This window comes from Pseudomonas brassicacearum, assembly GCF_003732225.1.
In the GTDB taxonomy this organism is placed as follows: Bacteria; Pseudomonadota; Gammaproteobacteria; order Pseudomonadales; family Pseudomonadaceae; genus Aquipseudomonas; species Aquipseudomonas brassicacearum_E.
In genome coordinates, this window is sequence record NZ_MOBJ01000016.1 from 87,111 (window position 1) to 103,130 (window position 16,020).

17 protein-coding genes and 1 pseudogene are annotated in these 16,020 nt (G+C 60.4%); 3 read left to right on the top strand and 15 right to left on the bottom strand.

Annotation, left to right across the window (positions count from 1 at the left end; translation table 11 throughout):
• Nucleotides 1-113: 113 nt before the first annotated feature.
• The 7 genes from BK659_RS22915 to BK659_RS22945 form a co-directional block, all read right to left on the bottom strand.
• Nucleotides 114-1,625 carry a YdgA family protein gene (locus BK659_RS22915; protein ID WP_123427329.1) on the bottom strand — a complete coding sequence of 504 codons (1,512 nt, stop codon included), beginning with the start codon at nucleotides 1,623-1,625 and terminating at the stop codon, nucleotides 114-116.
• Nucleotides 1,626-1,912: 287 nt separating this feature from the next.
• Nucleotides 1,913-2,548 carry an NADH:ubiquinone oxidoreductase subunit N gene (locus BK659_RS22920; RefSeq protein WP_123427331.1) on the bottom strand — a complete coding sequence of 212 codons (636 nt, stop codon included), beginning with the start codon at nucleotides 2,546-2,548 and terminating at the stop codon, nucleotides 1,913-1,915.
• An 83-nt stretch (nucleotides 2,549-2,631) separates the two neighbouring features.
• Nucleotides 2,632-4,080, bottom strand: coding sequence for an efflux transporter outer membrane subunit (locus BK659_RS22925; protein ID WP_123427333.1), 1,449 nt, complete (start codon nucleotides 4,078-4,080; stop codon nucleotides 2,632-2,634).
• Nucleotides 4,077-4,967 (bottom strand): efflux RND transporter periplasmic adaptor subunit, encoded by an 891-nt coding sequence (locus BK659_RS22930; RefSeq protein ID WP_123427335.1) that lies wholly within the window; start codon nucleotides 4,965-4,967, stop codon nucleotides 4,077-4,079. The genes BK659_RS22925 and BK659_RS22930 overlap by 4 nt, the downstream gene beginning before the upstream one ends.
• Entirely contained in the window at nucleotides 4,964-5,173 is a 210-nt protein-coding gene (locus BK659_RS22935) for a DUF1656 domain-containing protein (protein WP_017478036.1), read from the bottom strand. Before BK659_RS22935 ends, BK659_RS22930 begins: the two co-directional genes overlap by 4 nt.
• Nucleotides 5,170-7,248: an FUSC family protein gene (locus BK659_RS22940; RefSeq protein ID WP_123427337.1), complete on the bottom strand. Its 2,079-nt coding sequence runs from the start codon at nucleotides 7,246-7,248 to the stop codon at nucleotides 5,170-5,172. Before BK659_RS22940 ends, BK659_RS22935 begins: the two co-directional genes overlap by 4 nt.
• Nucleotides 7,245-7,676 (bottom strand): MarR family winged helix-turn-helix transcriptional regulator, encoded by a 432-nt coding sequence (locus tag BK659_RS22945; protein WP_123427339.1) that lies wholly within the window; start codon nucleotides 7,674-7,676, stop codon nucleotides 7,245-7,247. Before BK659_RS22945 ends, BK659_RS22940 begins: the two co-directional genes overlap by 4 nt.
• A gap of 258 nt (nucleotides 7,677-7,934) precedes the next feature.
• Here BK659_RS22945 and BK659_RS22950 point away from each other — a divergent pair.
• Nucleotides 7,935-8,069: pseudogene (locus BK659_RS22950) on the top strand (antitoxin of toxin-antitoxin stability system); the annotation flags it as partial.
• 551 nt (nucleotides 8,070-8,620) lie between these two features.
• Here the strand turns inward: BK659_RS22950 and BK659_RS22955 are convergent.
• From BK659_RS22955 to BK659_RS22970, 4 genes are all read right to left on the bottom strand, one after another.
• Nucleotides 8,621-9,046, bottom strand: a complete 426-nt coding sequence (locus BK659_RS22955; RefSeq protein ID WP_259740299.1) for a hypothetical protein — start codon at nucleotides 9,044-9,046, stop codon at nucleotides 8,621-8,623.
• 227 nt (nucleotides 9,047-9,273) lie between these two features.
• A complete protein-coding gene (locus tag BK659_RS22960; protein ID WP_123427402.1) occupies nucleotides 9,274-9,519 on the bottom strand; it encodes a type II toxin-antitoxin system Phd/YefM family antitoxin in 246 nt (81 codons plus the stop codon).
• Between the two features lie 144 nt (nucleotides 9,520-9,663).
• On the bottom strand, nucleotides 9,664-9,909 hold the full coding sequence (locus BK659_RS22965) for a DUF2789 domain-containing protein (RefSeq protein ID WP_123427341.1): 246 nt from the start codon (nucleotides 9,907-9,909) through the stop codon (nucleotides 9,664-9,666).
• Between the two features lie 141 nt (nucleotides 9,910-10,050).
• Nucleotides 10,051-10,512 (bottom strand): aminoacyl-tRNA deacylase, encoded by a 462-nt coding sequence (locus tag BK659_RS22970; RefSeq protein WP_123427343.1) that lies wholly within the window; start codon nucleotides 10,510-10,512, stop codon nucleotides 10,051-10,053.
• A gap of 214 nt (nucleotides 10,513-10,726) precedes the next feature.
• Here BK659_RS22970 and BK659_RS22975 point away from each other — a divergent pair, with 214 nt between their 5' ends.
• Nucleotides 10,727-11,263: an NfeD family protein gene (locus BK659_RS22975; protein WP_123427345.1), complete on the top strand. Its 537-nt coding sequence runs from the start codon at nucleotides 10,727-10,729 to the stop codon at nucleotides 11,261-11,263.
• 2 nt (nucleotides 11,264-11,265) lie between these two features.
• Nucleotides 11,266-12,024, top strand: a complete 759-nt coding sequence (locus BK659_RS22980; RefSeq protein ID WP_123427347.1) for a slipin family protein — start codon at nucleotides 11,266-11,268, stop codon at nucleotides 12,022-12,024.
• A gap of 150 nt (nucleotides 12,025-12,174) precedes the next feature.
• On the opposite strand, the gene BK659_RS22985 is transcribed toward BK659_RS22980, so the two are convergent.
• From BK659_RS22985 to BK659_RS23000, 4 genes are read right to left on the bottom strand one after another with little or no spacing between them, the layout of a single operon-like run.
• Complete coding sequence (locus tag BK659_RS22985; protein ID WP_123427349.1) at nucleotides 12,175-13,131, bottom strand: sulfotransferase family protein; 957 nt, start codon at nucleotides 13,129-13,131, stop codon at nucleotides 12,175-12,177.
• On the bottom strand, nucleotides 13,119-13,910 hold the full coding sequence (locus tag BK659_RS22990; RefSeq protein ID WP_123427404.1) for an aspartyl/asparaginyl beta-hydroxylase domain-containing protein: 792 nt from the start codon (nucleotides 13,908-13,910) through the stop codon (nucleotides 13,119-13,121). Before BK659_RS22990 ends, BK659_RS22985 begins: the two co-directional genes overlap by 13 nt.
• On the bottom strand, nucleotides 13,907-14,512 hold the full coding sequence (gene cysC, locus BK659_RS22995) for an adenylyl-sulfate kinase (protein ID WP_123427350.1): 606 nt from the start codon (nucleotides 14,510-14,512) through the stop codon (nucleotides 13,907-13,909). The genes BK659_RS22990 and cysC overlap by 4 nt, the downstream gene beginning before the upstream one ends.
• On the bottom strand, nucleotides 14,496-16,010 hold the full coding sequence (locus BK659_RS23000) for a TolC family protein (protein ID WP_123427352.1): 1,515 nt from the start codon (nucleotides 16,008-16,010) through the stop codon (nucleotides 14,496-14,498). Before BK659_RS23000 ends, cysC begins: the two co-directional genes overlap by 17 nt.
• Nucleotides 16,011-16,020 lie beyond the last annotated feature (10 nt).

Sequence of the window (16,020 nt, forward strand, 5' to 3'; positions counted from 1 at the left end):
GATTTGCGGGCACCAGACAGCAAAACGCCCAGCCAATCCGCAAGTTCGGAGGGCCGGGCGCTAGCTTGTAACCTGCGGTCTAGAGCGTTCGCTTAAGTCCAGCGGTGGGTCGTTTACTGGGGTGCGCCAGCAGTGTTGAGCTTGCTCATCACGAAACCGACGAACTGTTCGACGGTCATTTTCTGGCCGTTGAAGTCCACCTGATTGTTGGTGTAGTGCAGCTTGGAAACGATGTCGTTGCCATCCAGCGTCGCCAGTTGCGTACCGACGGCCATGCTGCTGACCATGTCGCTGGTCGCGCTGGCTTGCTCCGCAATGGCTTTGGCATCGGTCTGGCCTTCCATCTGCGCCTGCACACTCACCAGATCGGTGATCATCGGCTTGGAGATCTTCAGATTGAAGTCCAGCAGGGCAATCATTTGCTTGCCCAACTGGTCGGGTGGCAGGTCCATCGATGTTGGCTTGGTCAGGTCAATTACCAGGCTGGTGCGGCTTACGCCATTCGGGGTGGTGAACGAAAAGTTCTCCAGCGCGACTTGTGGCTGGGCGGCCAGCAGCGTCTCCAGACCCGCCTTGACCTGCGCCTGTTCGGCATCGGTCAGGTTCAACTCGGGCGCCGGTTCACCTGCCGCGGCAGCAGCAGCGGCCGCCGCTTCGTACGGTTGCAGTTTGCTCTGGTAGATCTGCACCAGCGATAGCGTCGACGGGATATCGAGGTTTTTCATGCTCCAGGCCATTTGCGCGGAGCCGAGTGCCTTGTCGTTGAGGGCGATTTCGCCAATCTTGTAATCAGCACGACCGGCCGCATTGGTCCCGGACTCAGTGGTGGAGCTCTTCATTTCAGTGTTCTTGAAGGTCATCACCGACTGTTTGTCGCCAAAGGTAGTCTTGGTGCTGGTCAGCTCGACGACGTTTTCCCCCAGGTAGTAGCCATAGCTGCTTTTGCTGAGGTTGCTGGCCAGGGTCAGGCCATTCAATTCGACTTTCACCGGAGACTGATCTTCGGCAACGCTGGTCAGCGTGAGGCTGTCCATGTAACCGTCAGCTTTGACCTTCTGTGCCTGGGCGCTGGCCGACACGTCGAGGTTCAGACCGGAAAACTTCAGCGTGGATTTGTCATCCAGTGCCGTGTCGACTGGCAGTAGTTCAATGTTGCCGCTGGTGGCACGGTCATAGCCGATGTTGACCACACCCTTGAGCGGGGACAGGTCCTTGGTGGCAGCGAACCATTTTTCAGTCAGCGGGGTCTTTTCCAGCGAGTAGTGACTGGTGGCCATGACCGGCAGCCATTTCAGCGAAACCAGACGCGAGAATGGCAGCGGGCCGTGTTCGATGTGGTCAACGAACAGCAGCTCTACGCCTTCAGGATTTTCGCCGAACATTTCGCCCTGACCTTTGAGCCGGTAATGCGCGGTGCTGCTGAACAACTGGCGATCCAGCGACACCAGTTCCAGGGTCGCCGTGCCTTTGGAACCGACCATCGCCGTTTGCAGCTCTTTGTTGGCGTCGGCGATCGAGGTTTGCAGCACCCCTTCCAGTTTTGTGCCGGTGTACCAGGCACCGCCGGCACTGATTGCACCGATGGCTACGACAATTCCCAGAAGCACGCCTGCTGATTTATTCATGAATGACCCGATCGATGTCCGTTGTTGAAAATGTGGTCGTCTTCCCTGAACCCTCGACGGGTTGCGGCTCGACTCCGCTAAAGTGGGATGCAGATTAGCATTTGCGCCGAGGGGCGGCCCAATGATTAAAGGTGAAAGAGTGTCTATGGAGCGCGGGGGACGGGATTCTCGTTGATCATTCGATCGCCATCGCGAGCAGGCTCGCTCCCACAGGGGATTTGCGTTGATCACAGATCCAATGTGGGAGCGAGCCTGCTCGCGATGGCGGTAGTCCTGTCAACATCGGATCAGGAATACTGCACTTCTATCTCATCCAGCTGATGATCAAAGCTTTTCAGCCGCGCGGTCCATGTGTAGACCAGCACTTCAAAATCCCGATTGATCACCGCGCCATTGGGTGATTCCGAGCGTGGGTCGCAGAAATCCAGTTGATAGCGCTCGCGGGCCATGGCGTTGGCCACGTCGGAGAGTTCGCGGGCATTGTTCAGCCAGTGCCAGCCTTCATCGGTGATCTGTTTGTCGAGGGCCAGGCATTGGGTTTTGAGGGCTTCGAGGCTCTTTTCCAGCGGGGTGCCGGTGAGTTCGCCCATGACTTCCTGAAAAGTACGCCCCGGCTGCCAGTAACTGCCCCAGAAATACCGGTCAAACACCGTTTCAACCCGACGCAACGCCACCTTGGTGTCCCAGATCATCACCAGGGTCTTGCCTTGTTCGAGTTGTTTTTTCTTGATCCGCTGGGTTTGCAGCGACGCCCAGGCGACGACCGCGATCGACATCACACCGATCAGCGCACTGGCACTGTCGAGAAAGATCAAAGCCTTATCGAGCTGGTGCGCCAGCATCACGCCATAAAAATACGTAGCCGAGAGCAGCACCAGCGCGACAATCGCGCACCAGAAGCCGGGAGCATAAGGGTTTTTCATTATTCGAATCCCCATGACCAATGCGAGCCTTGACTGCCGGATCCACCCACGCGGACCCGACATGTAAAAGCATAGCAATGGCCTCAGGGTTTCGTCGGCTGTGAACCTTGCGTTCGTCCGCTTTCCCAACCGCCGCCCAGCGCGAGGAACAAATCGATCTGGCTCATGGCAACCTGGGTATTGGCCGCAGCCACCTGTGCACGCACGTCGGTGTAGGTTCGGGTCGCCTGCAAATCGGCGAGGAACGACGCTCGGCCGGCCTGGAAGAAGCGGTGCGTCTGGTCCGCCGCCAACTGCGCCGATTGTTCGGCATCGGCCAATGCGTCGCGGCGCTGTAACAGCGCGGAATACTGCGCCAGACCGGTCTGGGTTTCGCGGATCGCGTTCAATACCACACCGTCAAAGTGCGCCAGCGCGCCTTGGGTTGCCGCTTCGGCCTCGCGCACCCGCGCCCGGGAGCCGTTGGACGGCACCGTCCAAGTCAGCAACGGGCCGAAGCCCCAGCGATTGGTCTGCGGTTGGCCAAGGTGATCGAGAATACCCACGGTGCCGACGGTCGCGCCGATGCTGATATCCGGGTAAAGCGCACCGGTGGCGACACCGATGTCTGCCGTCGCGGCCGCCAGTTGACGTTCGGCCTGACGCACGTCCGGTCGCCGTTTGAGCAAGGTGGCACCGTCACCGACCGGCAACAATTGCGCAATCTTTGGCAGTTCATGGCAGTTGCTGGTGCCCGCGGGTAACTGGTCCACCGGTTTGGCCAACAGCATCGACAAACGGAACAGCCCGGCCTGACGCGCGGCTTCATAGCGCGGCATATCGGCGCGCAAGGACTTGAACTGGGTTTGCGAACGGGTGACCTGGGTTTCGTCGCCGCGCCCGGCATCGCGCAGCCGCTGGATCAGCGCGGTGCTCTGGCCTTGCAGGTCCAGTGAGTGCTCGGCGATCTCGCGCTCTTCGTTGGCCGCACAGACTTGGGTATACGCACGCACCACATCGGCGACCAGAGTGATTCGTGCAGTATCGGCTGCGGCTTGCGTCGCGTCGGCATTGGCTTTCGCCGCTTCGATGCCGCGCTGCAAGGTGCCAAACAGGTCGAACTGATAGGACGTGGTGATGCCGATGTCACCGACGTTGGCCACTGGAACCTTTTCCGGTATCAGAAACGCCTCGCCAGACTCCTGCAAGCGCTGGGCACCCACCTTCACGCCACCGCTCCAGCCGCCCGCCGACTCGGCTTGTTCGACTCGGGCACGGGCGCGAGACAGGTTGGCCGCCGCCACTCGCAAATCGGTGTTGGTGGCCATGGCCTGGCGCACCAGCTCATCCAGACGCGGGTCCTGGTATAGCCGCCACCAGTCGCCCGGCACTGGCGCCGAGACCACATTCTGGCCGTGCGCGGTCAGATCGCCCTGAAAGTCCTCGCGGTGCACCGCTGCTTCTTTGGGCAACTGATAATCCGGACCGACCACCTGACAGGCCGACAGCAGCAAGCCGAGACCGGCCGTCGCTAAACAGGCGGCCACTTTCATTGCGCTGGCTCCTGCTCGGGCTTGTCACCGATGATCGACACGGTCGCGGTACGTCCGGCGATCATGCGGAAATCTGCCGGCACGTCATCAAAGGCAATCCGCACCGGAATCCGCTGCGCCAGACGCACCCAACTGAACGCCGGGTTAACGTTGGGCAACAGGTTGGAGCCGCTGCTACGGTCGCGGTCTTCGATGCCGGCGACGATACTTTCGACATGCCCACGCAACCGCGCACGGTCGCCAATCACGCGGATATCAACGCCTTGGCCGACATGAATACCGTCGAGCTTGGTTTCTTCGAAATAACCGTCGATGTGGAAGGAATTGCTGTCCACCACCGACAACACCGGACGCCCTGCGGTGACGAATTCCTGAGCACGCGGCGCCCGGTCGTTGACGTAACCGTCCACCGGGCTGCGGATCACCGAGCGGTCGAGGTTGAGCTGGGCGCTGTCCACCGACACTTGAGCCTCGGACAACGCCACTTCAGCGCGGGCAACGCGGGACTGGCTTTCTTCCAGTTGCTCGCCCGGCACCAGATTGCCCAGGCCACGGTTACGCTTGGCTTCCCGTTGCGCCTGAGCCAGGGTTTCCTGACGGTCGGCAACCGCCGCCTTGGCTTGGCGCAACGCCAGTTTGAAGCGGTCCTGGTCGATGCTGAACAGCACCTGGCCGCGTTTCACCAACTGGTTGTCGCGCACTTCCACTTGCTGAATCAGACCGGAAACGTCCGGGGCGATCTGCACGATATCTGCGCGAATGTGCCCGTCGCGGGTCCACGGAGCGAACATGTAATACATCACCATGCGCCAGACCACGACGACCGCGAAGGTCACCACCAACAGGGTCAACACCACACGGCCAAGGGTCAAAATAGGTTTTTTCATGTCATCAGGTATCGACTGAGTGAGTCCACGGCGCCGAGCAGCAAGGCGTAAAGACCAACGTTGAACAATGCCCGGTGCCAGACCAGACGATAAAAGTGCAGGCGCGTCAGTAACCCGTGCACCACCAGGTACAGCACGTACGTAATACCCATCAGCACCAGCAACGTGGGCAGGAACACCCCGCTGATGTCCAGATCACCGATCATAAAGGTGCTCCATCGATACCTTGGGGAAACGGTTCATCGGTCTCGTTGCCGATGAACTCCACGCCCGGCAACAACGCCAGGCGCAGACCGGCGAGGGCGTGCAGCAGGTGCAGGCGGGTTTCACCGTCACCTTGCAGGCCTTGGCCATTGAGTGCGCGGCGGGTGCGATCCATGGTCATCAGCAACGGGGCCGGGGCCGGCAAGCGCTCGCCAGCCTTCAAACACGCCTTGAAGTACTCGCCGACCTCGGCCACCACCTGACTCAGCAAGACGTTTGGCACACCCAACACCCGTGGCGCGTACGCCAGCAAATCAAGCAGGTTCAGCCCCACGCGCACTTCGCGCAGCGCGATTCCGGTGTCTTGACCGGTCATCGCCAAGCGCGGCAAATGCTGCATCAGCCGATCAAGCATCCGTACGCCCAGGTGTCGGTGTTCGGCGAGGTTCGCCGGCTCGGTCATGCCGACGATGTCGCGCCAGCTGAAACGGGTCAGGCGCTTGGCCGCCAGCTCCGAGCCGAAGGGGCGCGCCACCAGGGTCCAGATGAAGGCAAACAACAAGCCGATGGGGCCGGCGAGGTTGGAATTGGCGAAGCTCAAAAAGTCCGCGTCGTAGGCGCCCTGGATGCTGATAAAGGACGAGGTGTTGACGATGGTCAGCAGCATGCCGAGGTAAAACCGCGGGTTTACGGTCAGGGTGCCGACGCAGATAAACGGCACGGCGAATGCGAGCACCAGCATCGGGAAGTCATGCAAATTCGGCAGGATCAAAAACAGATAAAGGCTGGCGAACAGCACCGACATCGCGGTCCAGAAAAAGAACCGGTAAATCTGCGGTGCCGGGTCGTCCATCGCGGCGAAAAAGCTGCACGCCACCGCCGCCAGAATCACCGCGCTGCCGCCGTCGGTCCAGCCGAGCAGAATCCACAATACCGAGGCGACAATGATCGCCAGCACCGTCGACGCCGCCGAATACAGCATCAGGCCACGATCAAGAAAAGGTGTCAGCCGACCCAGCCGCCAATGGCGGTAGACCGCACGCCAGTTGTCCTGGCTTTCGCAGCGAATCGCCTCTTGCAGGCTGCGCAGGTCTTGCCACAAATCGATCCATTCACCGAGGCGATACAGCGCGTTGGAAAACAGCAATTGCTTACGATCGTCCAGCGCTTCGGCACTCGGTTGCAGGGCTTCGAGCTGATGGCGTAGCGCTTGCCAGTGCTCGACCGAAGCGTCTGTACGGTCAAGCCAATCAATGGTCGCGGCCAGCAGCGGCGCGAACTTATCCACAAGTTCGGGAGTGCGTCGCTGCAAGGCATACAGCGCATCGTCCAGCGCATCCACCACCGGCAGCAGGTGAATCATCCGCCCGCGCAGTTCCTTGGTGTTGCGCACGGTTTGCGGCCGCGCACCTTCGTGGGGCAACTGGCCGATCATCAATTCGAGGGAGTTGAAGGTCGCAACCATCGACGCACGCAGTGAGCTGACCTCGTCGGGCTGCACATTGCGGGTCAGGAATCGCTGGCTGTAGGTCACCGCATCGCTGAACCACTTGCTCACCGCGTCATCGAACACCGGCGCCAGCCGCCGTGGCCAGAACATACTGCCGACCACCGCCGCGCAAACGATGCCGAGAAAAATCTCTTCGGTCCGCGCTTCCGCCACATCCCATATCGCCAATGGGTTATCCACCACCGGCAGGGAAATCAGCGGCAAGGTGTAACCGGCGAGCATCAGTGCGTAGTTATTGGCCGTGCGCAAATGCATCGACAGAAACAGCAGGATGCCGGTCCACAGCGCGATGACCAGCACCAGCACATACGGGCTCTGGACGAACATCGGCACAAACAGCAGCGCCGCTGCCGCACCGGTCAAGGTGCCGATGGCGCGGTACAACGCCTTGGAACTGGTTGGCCCGACGAACGGGCTGGAAACGATGTACACCGTGGCCATCGCCCAATACGGACGCGGCATTTGCATCAGCATGGCGATGTACAACGCAATCATCGACGCAGCGAAGGTGCGTACGCCGTAAAACCAGTCGCGAGCCGGCGGTATGCCGCTAAAAAATCCGTTCACGAGGGGGTCACCGGTAACTGCTGCTCTGCCGTCTCGAACGCTCGAATCACCCGCAACGCCGCCTCCAGATCCGCCGGATCGATGCCTTCGAGCACCACACGGCGCAAGCGCACCAACTCGACTTCCACCGCCTGTACCAATTCACGGCCGGTATCGGTCAGGCTCAGGCACTTGGCGCGACGATCAAGGGGATCTTCAGTGCGGCAGACATACCCGGCCTGGCACAACTGATCGAGTAGACGCACCAGCGACGGACTCTCCATCCCCGCCGCCTGCGCCACCGTCACCTGCCGCACACCCTCGCCCAGACGCCCGATCATCAACAACGGGACCGCGCAGGCTTCGGAAATGCCGTAGTTGACCAGCGTGGTCTGGCAGATTTTCCGCCAATGCCGCGCGGCCACCACCATGGCACTGCTGATGTTCATCTGAAGGGCGTCGAGGGTCTGGGACACAGGAGAATTCGCACACTGTTAGTTTGCTAACTATCAATATCGCACTGGAGGGGAAATTCAGTCAAGTTTTGAAACAAATTGGTGATCAAACCCATCTCGCAGGCCACGCCAAAACCGCTGCCATGCTGAAAATCTCTGTAGGGTTTCGTCAATCGAACGGAGGGATCAACGATGACCGAACGCCCTGACTCAAAAAGCGAGCATAGCCACAACAACGCAGACTCCACGCAGTACCACGACTTCCTGCAAAGAAAAGTCGACGTGGCACGTAGCTCGGTGCGAGACGGAATTGGTCTGAGCAATGATGAAGTTGAAGCTGAATTCGCTGCTCGGCGGACTCAAGCAGCTCAAATTAAAGAGCGCTGACGGATCACCTCGTAGCAGCTGCCGAGCCCGCGAGGCTGCGTTCGAGGACGAAGTCCTCGCAAATCCTGAGCCCTCGGTTTGTCTGGAGGAACGCGTTGCCTGATTCGACGACTGCTTCGCAGCCGAACGCAGCCTCGCGGGCTCGGCAGCTGCTACGGGAGTAGCCCCGAAACGCATTTCAACGTCGGATGCTTCACGTTCAGTGTGAATCTGACGCGGAGCATCGTTATCGCATCAGGTCGCTTGCGCCGCCTGTGCGGCCAAACGGTGTTGCAGCTCTTCCATCAAATCCAGCCCATCGCGCAATGACACGTACGCGGCGTTGATCAGTAGCAGCTGCCGAGCCCGCGAGGCTGCGTTCGAGGACGAAGTCCTCGCAAATCCTGAGCCCTCGGTTTACCTGGAGGAATGCGTTGCCTGATTCGACGACTGCTTCGCAGCCGAACGCAGCCTCGCGGGCTCGGCAGCTGCTACGGGAGTAGCCCTGGATCGCATTTCAACGTCGGATGCTCCACGTTCAGTTTGAATCGACGCGGAGCATCGTTACCGCATTAGGTCGCTTGTGCCGCCTGTGCAGCCAAGCGGTGTTGCAGCTCTTCCATCAAATCCAGCCCGTCGCGCAATGACACATACGCGGCGTTGATCAGGCGATAGAAGTCTTTGTCATTGAGATCGCGAAGGGTGATCGAGGTGAGGGTTTCCAGTAGGTCGGTGCCGATACGGATACGGCTACAGGCGGTTTCGTGGAGAAAATGGGTTGGTGCGAGGATGTTGTAGGCCAGAACGCAGACGGGGGTTGGGTTGGTGCTCAGTGGTCGATATGGGTGCATTTGAAATACCTCGTAGATAGTTTTTGAAACCACCCCATCCGTCGCCAAACGAATAAGGGTGGCAACTGCACGCAGGTTGGCGAACCGGCTATCTACGAAACCGGCAGACCCGAAGGTCTCCCGCGTACAGCCGCCATAGAACAGCATGCCGTCACCAAAAGGTGAAAGCACGAAGTCTGGGCGCTATTAACGCTTCGTAGATAAATAGGATCGCCAAATCCTGTCGCCGATGTGCGGCGACGAAACGAACTATAGGGGGGTGTTTCAGGGTTCGCAACCGAGCAAAACCGTTACGGACTTTTCCTAGCGTTTTTTAGCCCGTTCGTACACAGGCGTTGAGTTCACGCTTGCCGACAACCACCACCGAAACGAGCTTATAGGTCATCCAGCGTTACCGAGACCGGGGTTTCATGGCTTCGAGCCCGAACCAGTTCGGCAAGCTCAAAGTCGTCCAAACGTTCCACCATGGACTCGAACACCTCGGCGGGAACCATATAGCCCATCACCCGGTTGCGACAGAGCACTGCCACCGGTCCACCGTATGCACCATTGAGTGCGGCAGACGGATTCTTTTTCAATTCGGAAACGCTGACAGCCTTGTCGGCCAGAACACGTTGCATCATTAGGACCTCAATTCAGGCCGATAATCTGGTCTATCGCTCCTTGTTAAACAACCCCAGAAAAAATTCACAAACACCGATTTCATCCAGATTTTTTCATCGCACATCAGTTTTTTGCACGATTTGCCGTTTTTCCTCGGATTTTTACACCCCCCGCCCCTTCCTCAACAGCACATCCAACTGATCCACCACTTCCGCCCAATCGGAATCCTCGAGGATGTCTTCGCGCAGGAAATCCGCCTGGCATTGGGTCCAGAAGAACGCGTCGGCCAGGTGCAGCTCGGGTTTGAGGGGTGAGTGGGTGGCGATGAATTTGTCGATGCTTTCGGCGTCGTCGGGCAGGCCGAGTTGTTTGAACAGGTTGGGGAGGCTGTGGGTAGGTGATTCCATGGGGCTGGGCTCCTGGTTTTGGTGAGAGGGTCGGGGACTGCCGCGCAGTCCATCGCAGGCGAGCCGCGCTCCCACACACGGCGGTTCCTGTGGGAGCGTGGCTTGCCCGCGATGGCGGCGGTGCATTCACCGCCAATATGGCTACTGACTCAGCTCGCAAACCTCGGCATGGGGCACCATTTTCAGGTACTGGTCCATGCTCAAGTGCACGAGGTTGTTGTGGTTGCCGGCTTCGACGTAGATCTCTTTCTGACGGGTCAGCATCGGGTCGATGACCATGTCCAGGCCATAGGATTCGCCCAGGGCCGGAACGGCGCCGCGTTCACAGTCGTTGAACAGGTGGGCCAGGGTGCTTTCGCGGGTGACTTGCCATTCGCCACTGCCACGCACTTTGGTCAGGTCCAGATGCCGGCTGGCCGGCAACACGGCCATCAGGTAGTGGCCGTGGTGGTCGTCGAGGATCACCGATTTCGCCACGCGCTCAGCAGGAATCCCCGCCACCCGGGCGGTTTCCAGGCTGCTGGCGGAGTGCGGGTGAGAGACAACGTCAAATTCGCAGCGCGCCTCTTCCAGGCTGCGCTGCACGGTTCTTGCCATACGCATGATGCACCTCGGTGTCCGTCGCAAGGCGGACGGACGATGATTAAACAGGTTGGCGTCTCCTCTAAAGGATAGGCCTGCTGCCAGAACCCGGTGATAAATCTGCCCACTGGAAACTTCCAGAAATTGATCAAAATTCATCCAGCCAAAGGCTCAACTAGACTATAAACAGGGCCACTGTGTGGCTGGCAGACGGATGACTCTCCTGGAGGGTCTAGTGAACACTCGCTGGTGTTGTTTAGTGGCGCTGTTGTTGGGGTTGAGCGGATCGGTTTTCGCGGCGGACACGGTCGTGCTGATCGTCCCCAACCCGCTCGGCGTCTGGCTGATGATATTTGGTATTGCGTTCATCGTGGCCGAGGCGCTGCTGCCCAACTACGGCGTGGTCGGGCTGGGCGGCATTATGATGTTTGTGATCGGTGCGGTGATTCTGAGCAATACCGATGTTCCCACGCCGCTCATTATCGGCCTTGCGCTGATCAGCGCCCTGTTGTTGATCGCCCTGCTGATCCATGCCCTGAAAACCCGACCGCGCGAAACGGTCAGTGGCGATTCCGGGTTAGTCGGCAGTGTGACGCCGGTGACGGCGTTGCAGGCCGGCAGTGCCTGTAACGGCTGGGTGCATTTGCAAGGCGAACGTTGGCGGGTACTGAGTGCCACACCGTTGCAACCGGGGCAACTGGTACGGGTGGTGGCGCGCAAGGGAACGCTGCTGGAAGTGGCCGCGACTGACGCGGCGCCACAGGGAGAATGATCATGGGTCTGCAACTGGGTTTTGCCGCGCTGTTGGTGCTGCTGATTGCACTGGCAGGATCGACCTTCCGCATCCTGCGCGAATACGAGCGCGGCGTGGTGTTCCAGCTCGGACGCTTTTGGCAGGTCAAGGGCCCGGGGCTGATCCTGTTGATTCCGGTGGTGCAGCAAATGGTTCGGGTCGATCTGCGTACGGTGGTGCTCGACGTACCGCCGCAAGACGTGATCACCCGCGACAACGTCTCGGTGAAGGTCAACGCGGTGCTGTACTTCCGTGTGCTCGACCCGCAGAAAGCGATCATCCAGGTCGAAGACTTCCTCATGGCCACCAGCCAACTGGCACAAACCACCTTGCGGGCGGTGCTCGGTAAACATGAATTGGATGAGCTGCTGGCCGAACGCGAGCGCTTGAACTTCGACGTCCAGCAGGTGCTGGACGCCCAGACGGATGCCTGGGGGATCAAGGTCGCCAACGTCGAAATCAAACACGTCGACCTCAACGAGTCGATGATCCGCGCCATTGCCAAACAGGCCGAAGCCGAACGCGAACGACGGGCGAAAGTGATCCATGCCGAAGGCGAATTGCAGGCCTCGGAAAAACTCATGCAAGCCGCCGAAATGCTCGGCCGTCAGCCCGGTGCCATGCAGTTGCGTTATATGCAGACCCTGAGTTCAATTGCCGGCGACAAGAGCTCGACCATTGTCTTCCCGCTGCCGATCGAGTTGCTCAAGGGCATGGCGGATTTGTCGTCGAAAGGTTGAGGTGTTAGCGCTAAAGGCAAACCACACTGATCCCTGTAGCAGCTGCCGCAGGCTGCGTTCGAGTGCGTAGCGCTCGCAATTCGATGTACTCGGTCTACCTGAACGAACGTTTACAACCGCTGCGCGGCCGAACGCAGCCTGTGGCAGCTGCTACAGGGGATAGGCGGCGAGCCTTGATTTCTCCAGCGTCTCGTAAGGCCCTCGCGCCCAGTACCTCACCCGCGCCCTGAGCAACGCCGAAGCTTCTCGTTGCTTGTCTTCGCCGTCGACCACGAACGTCTCGGCCGGTTGCTTGGCGTGCTGGCTTACGGCGCCGAACACCCGCGTCTGCTGCTCGGTATTCAACGCAAAAAACCTGGCCAAACGTCCGTCCATGGCGCCCGGCAACTCACGGTAATTGACCGCCAGCCCGGTAAATTCGCGGCAATATTCAGCGCCCAAGTGCAGCAACCGACCCACGCGTCGGGCGATGAAGTCTTCTTGTCCCTCGAACGCAGCCCCATCGTCCAGCGCGCTGGCGCCAATCATCCCCGGCACCATGTGCATGCCCGGGCGGCGCAGGTGGGAGACGGCGATTTCCAACGGGTCGCGGTAGACAAATAGCCAGGGTGTTTCAGGAAAACACTCGTGCAACTGCTTCAGCTCACCGATGTTCCAGGCATCCAGTTTGATCACCAGCCGTTGTTCCATCCCTCGGCGCGACTGACCGTAGGCCGAGAGCAATCCGCGAATGGCCGCGTTGCGCTCAATCGGCGGCAGTGCGCTACGCAGTAAGGCATCCAGTGGCGGAGGTTCGGAAATGACGATGTGGTTGTCGAGTTGCGCCAGCATCTGGCTGATCAGTGTCGAGCCGCAGCGCGAGGCGTGAAAAATGAATGCACTCGGCGCCAGCCCCGGGCTGGTTGTCTGCCAATCACTCAGCGTTTTCAATGAAGTCTGGCGCCGGAAGGCCTGGTTGAATGGCAGGCGCAGCGCCTCCTCCACTGCATCGCGAAAAAACGGCTGACGCAACGGCTGATCACCAAACCAGCACCAATCGACCCGCCACTCCCCGTCCTGCTTCCAGACGCGGATCGGCAACCAGCCGTCGAGGTTCAGGCGCTCCATTGTTCGTTCCATTGGTGACGGCCATTGCGCATCGCCGCACGCAACTCCTCACGGGAGAACGCCAGACCACGCTCGGCAGCCAGCTTCAGGGTGGTGGCAATAAAGGCTTCGTTGTCAGTCATGCCCTGCAAGATCCGGCAAAGCTGCGGATCGCTTTCCAGCAGCCGTTGAAACTGTGCCAGCGCTTGCGCTGCATGACCGACGCCAGGCGCCGGCGTGGTTGAAACGCCCTCGACAATCGCCTGTTCCAACCAAGGGCCGGGCCTGCAATCGATCACCAGATGCACCCGCTCGCGGCTGTCGCGGTTGTCGACGCTGTGGGGTCGCGACAGGTCGAGAAACCAGCATTCGCCGGCATTCATCGGAATACGCAAACCGTCGAGCAGAAAGTCGACGTTGGGCGGGCTGAGCAGCGGAATGTGCAGCCGCAGATCGGCCGCTGGCCCCTCAAGGTCGTAGTCGCGGTGCTCGTGAATGCGACTGCCGGGGCCCAGCTTCAGCAGCCTTGCCGAGACCATGTCCAACGGTAAATCCTGCAAGGCGCGTTGCCAGCGACTGTCTTGCAGCCATGGCGCACGCAATACCGGTTCGCCACGGCCGGGAGAGAGTTCCGTCAGCGTGTCGACCGCGCTGACCAGCGCTACGCCGCTCCAGACGCCCGTGTAATAGTCGCGGTTGAAATGACTATGCCAGTCGCTGTCGTTGATCTGCGCCAACGCCTGCAACAGCACCGGCAGAGGCACCGTCACCGGCAGTCGGGAAAACGCCGGTCGAGTCATCGGTTCGGCAGCACCGCGCACTCGCCGAGCCAGGTCAGTACGCGATCAAGGCAGGCGTCCACCGATAGCACGCCGGTGTCGAGCACCAACGCGGCCGAGGCCGGTGGCTCGTAAGGTGCGGAAATACCGGTGAAGCCCGGCAGTTCACCGCTGCGCGCACGGGCGTAATGACCTTTCGGATCACGCTGCTCGCAAACGTTGAGCGAAGCACTGCACCAGACTTCGCGGTAGTCCTCACCCAAGCGTTGGGCGAAGATTTCTCGCAGCTCAACCAGCGGCGCAATCATCGCCAGAATCACGATTTGCCCGTTTTCCACCAGCAACGCTGCGACCTCACTGGCGCGGCGGATGTTTTCCTGGCGATCCTTGTCGGCGAACCCCAGGTCGCGATTGAGCCCGACCCGCAGTCCATCGCCATCGAGTACCAGACTTTGCACGCCGCGCTCGAACAACGCGGCGTGCAGCGCCTGGGCCAGGGTCGACTTGCCAGCGGCCGGTAAACCGGTCAGCAGGATCGCCGCTCCGCGATGGCCGTGGCGGTCTTCGCGTTGTGCCCGGCTGATGCTGGCCGTGGGTGCCAGCAGATTACTGGGTCTGGGCATGGGCTGGCGGCACGGTGATGTTGCCGGCGGCCCACGCGTCCTCGCGGCTGGCCAGTGCCGTGGCGATCGACTGCACTTGCGTCGATTGCACCTGGTCCGGCAGCGGGTCGAGCCCGGCGCTGGCGAAGATCTGTCCGTAAGCGTTGCGCAAATCGGCGTACGACAGGTCGCGGCGCAAGTCGGCTTGCAGGGTGTTCAGTTCGCCCTGGATCAGCTCCAGCTCACCGATACCTGCTGCCTGATGGCGGTTACGCAACTGGCCTAGAATCTGCCCGTCGATATCCGACAGTTGCTGGTTGGTCTCGAACTGGCGCAGTGCTTCGCGGTAGTTGGCGTTGGCCACATAGAGCTGCGCCAGCACCGCGATCGACATCGCCTGACGGCGTGCCTTGGCCACTTCTTCACCGGCCTTGGCGACGTCGATGGCCGCCGGGGCGGAGATCACGTTGAACAGGTTCCAGGTGACTTTGACCCCGTAGTCGGCCCACTTGTCGTTGACCAAAAACGAGTTGCTGTCGTAATGCCCGCCAGCGGAAAACTCCAGCCCCGGCAGCAGCCGCAGCATGGCTTTACGGGTTTCGGCGGCGCTGATGCGTGTCTGATAATCCTGCTCGCGCAGTTCCGGACGGCTGGCCAGAGCTTCCTGCTCAAGGCTGGCCATGCCGACCTTGAGCTCTGGAATCGGGTAATCCTCCGGCGTCGCCAACGTCAATTCGGTGCCCATCGGCAGGTTGATCAGGGTCGCCAGTTCGGTTTTCGCCAACGACAGTGCGCGCCGCTGTTCTTCCAGTTGGCGCGTGGCTTCGATCAGCGAACGCTGGTACCCCAAGGCCTGCACCGGGTCGCCGATGCGCTGCTCGCTCATGCTTTGACTGTTGTTGCGCGCGGCATCGACCCGCGCCATCAGGCTGTCGATTTGCTTGAGCAGGCGTTCGGCGGCCACCGCCCGCCAATAAGCCGAGCGCACGTCCTGAACGATGGTGTTGATGACCTTGCGCCGGCGCTCCTGAACGATCAGCCGTTGATCGCCCTGCTGCTTGGCGTTGATGTAGCTGACGCCGAAGTCGAGGACGTTCCACACCATGGTCAGGTCGGCGACTCTGCGGTCGCGGTCCTGAGAGGTCGAGGGTTCGAGGGACTGGGTGCCAGTGCGCACGCTCTGGCTGCTGGCGCCGCTGGTGTTGTTGCGCCCTACATAACCGGCGTCCAGGGCCATGCGCGGCAGCATGTCGAAGCTGGCGAGGTCGAGTTGGCGCTTGGCCAACGCCTCTTCCATGATTTTCAACCGGCCTTCGAGGTTGTACTTCACTGCACGGGCCATGGCCTGATGCAGCGTCAGCGGGCCGCTAAGGGGTTCCTGATCCTTGTACATGCTCGCCAAATCGCTTTTGGCGCGCTGCTCGCTGACGCTGCGTTCAATCGGTTCACTGGTGACTGCACATCCGCTGACGGCCAGCGCCAGCAGGCTGGCGCCGAATAGCTTCTGACTTGTTCTCATCCTTGGTTTG

Excerpts from the sequence above, each read along its gene's own strand:
- BK659_RS22915 (WP_123427329.1), bottom strand. The coding sequence starts at position 1,625 with ATGAATAAATCAGCAGGCGTGCTTCTGGGAATTGTCGTAGCCATCGGT.
- BK659_RS22920 (WP_123427331.1), bottom strand. The coding sequence starts at position 2,548 with ATGAAAAACCCTTATGCTCCCGGCTTCTGGTGCGCGATTGTCGCGCTG.
- BK659_RS22925 (WP_123427333.1), bottom strand. The coding sequence starts at position 4,080 with ATGAAAGTGGCCGCCTGTTTAGCGACGGCCGGTCTCGGCTTGCTGCTG.
- BK659_RS22930 (WP_123427335.1), bottom strand. The coding sequence starts at position 4,967 with ATGAAAAAACCTATTTTGACCCTTGGCCGTGTGGTGTTGACCCTGTTG.
- BK659_RS22935 (WP_017478036.1), bottom strand. The coding sequence starts at position 5,173 with ATGATCGGTGATCTGGACATCAGCGGGGTGTTCCTGCCCACGTTGCTG.
- BK659_RS22945 (WP_123427339.1), bottom strand. The coding sequence starts at position 7,676 with ATGAACATCAGCAGTGCCATGGTGGTGGCCGCGCGGCATTGGCGGAAA.
- BK659_RS22955 (WP_259740299.1), bottom strand. The coding sequence starts at position 9,046 with ATGCTGTTCTATGGCGGCTGTACGCGGGAGACCTTCGGGTCTGCCGGT.
- BK659_RS22960 (WP_123427402.1), bottom strand. The coding sequence starts at position 9,519 with ATGCAACGTGTTCTGGCCGACAAGGCTGTCAGCGTTTCCGAATTGAAA.
- BK659_RS22965 (WP_123427341.1), bottom strand. The coding sequence starts at position 9,909 with ATGGAATCACCTACCCACAGCCTCCCCAACCTGTTCAAACAACTCGGC.
- BK659_RS22970 (WP_123427343.1), bottom strand. The coding sequence starts at position 10,512 with ATGCGTATGGCAAGAACCGTGCAGCGCAGCCTGGAAGAGGCGCGCTGC.
- BK659_RS22980 (WP_123427347.1), top strand. The coding sequence starts at position 11,266 with ATGGGTCTGCAACTGGGTTTTGCCGCGCTGTTGGTGCTGCTGATTGCA.
- BK659_RS22985 (WP_123427349.1), bottom strand. The coding sequence starts at position 13,131 with ATGGAGCGCCTGAACCTCGACGGCTGGTTGCCGATCCGCGTCTGGAAG.
- BK659_RS22990 (WP_123427404.1), bottom strand. The coding sequence starts at position 13,910 with ATGACTCGACCGGCGTTTTCCCGACTGCCGGTGACGGTGCCTCTGCCG.
- cysC (WP_123427350.1), bottom strand. The coding sequence starts at position 14,512 with ATGCCCAGACCCAGTAATCTGCTGGCACCCACGGCCAGCATCAGCCGG.
- BK659_RS23000 (WP_123427352.1), bottom strand. The coding sequence starts at position 16,010 with ATGAGAACAAGTCAGAAGCTATTCGGCGCCAGCCTGCTGGCGCTGGCC.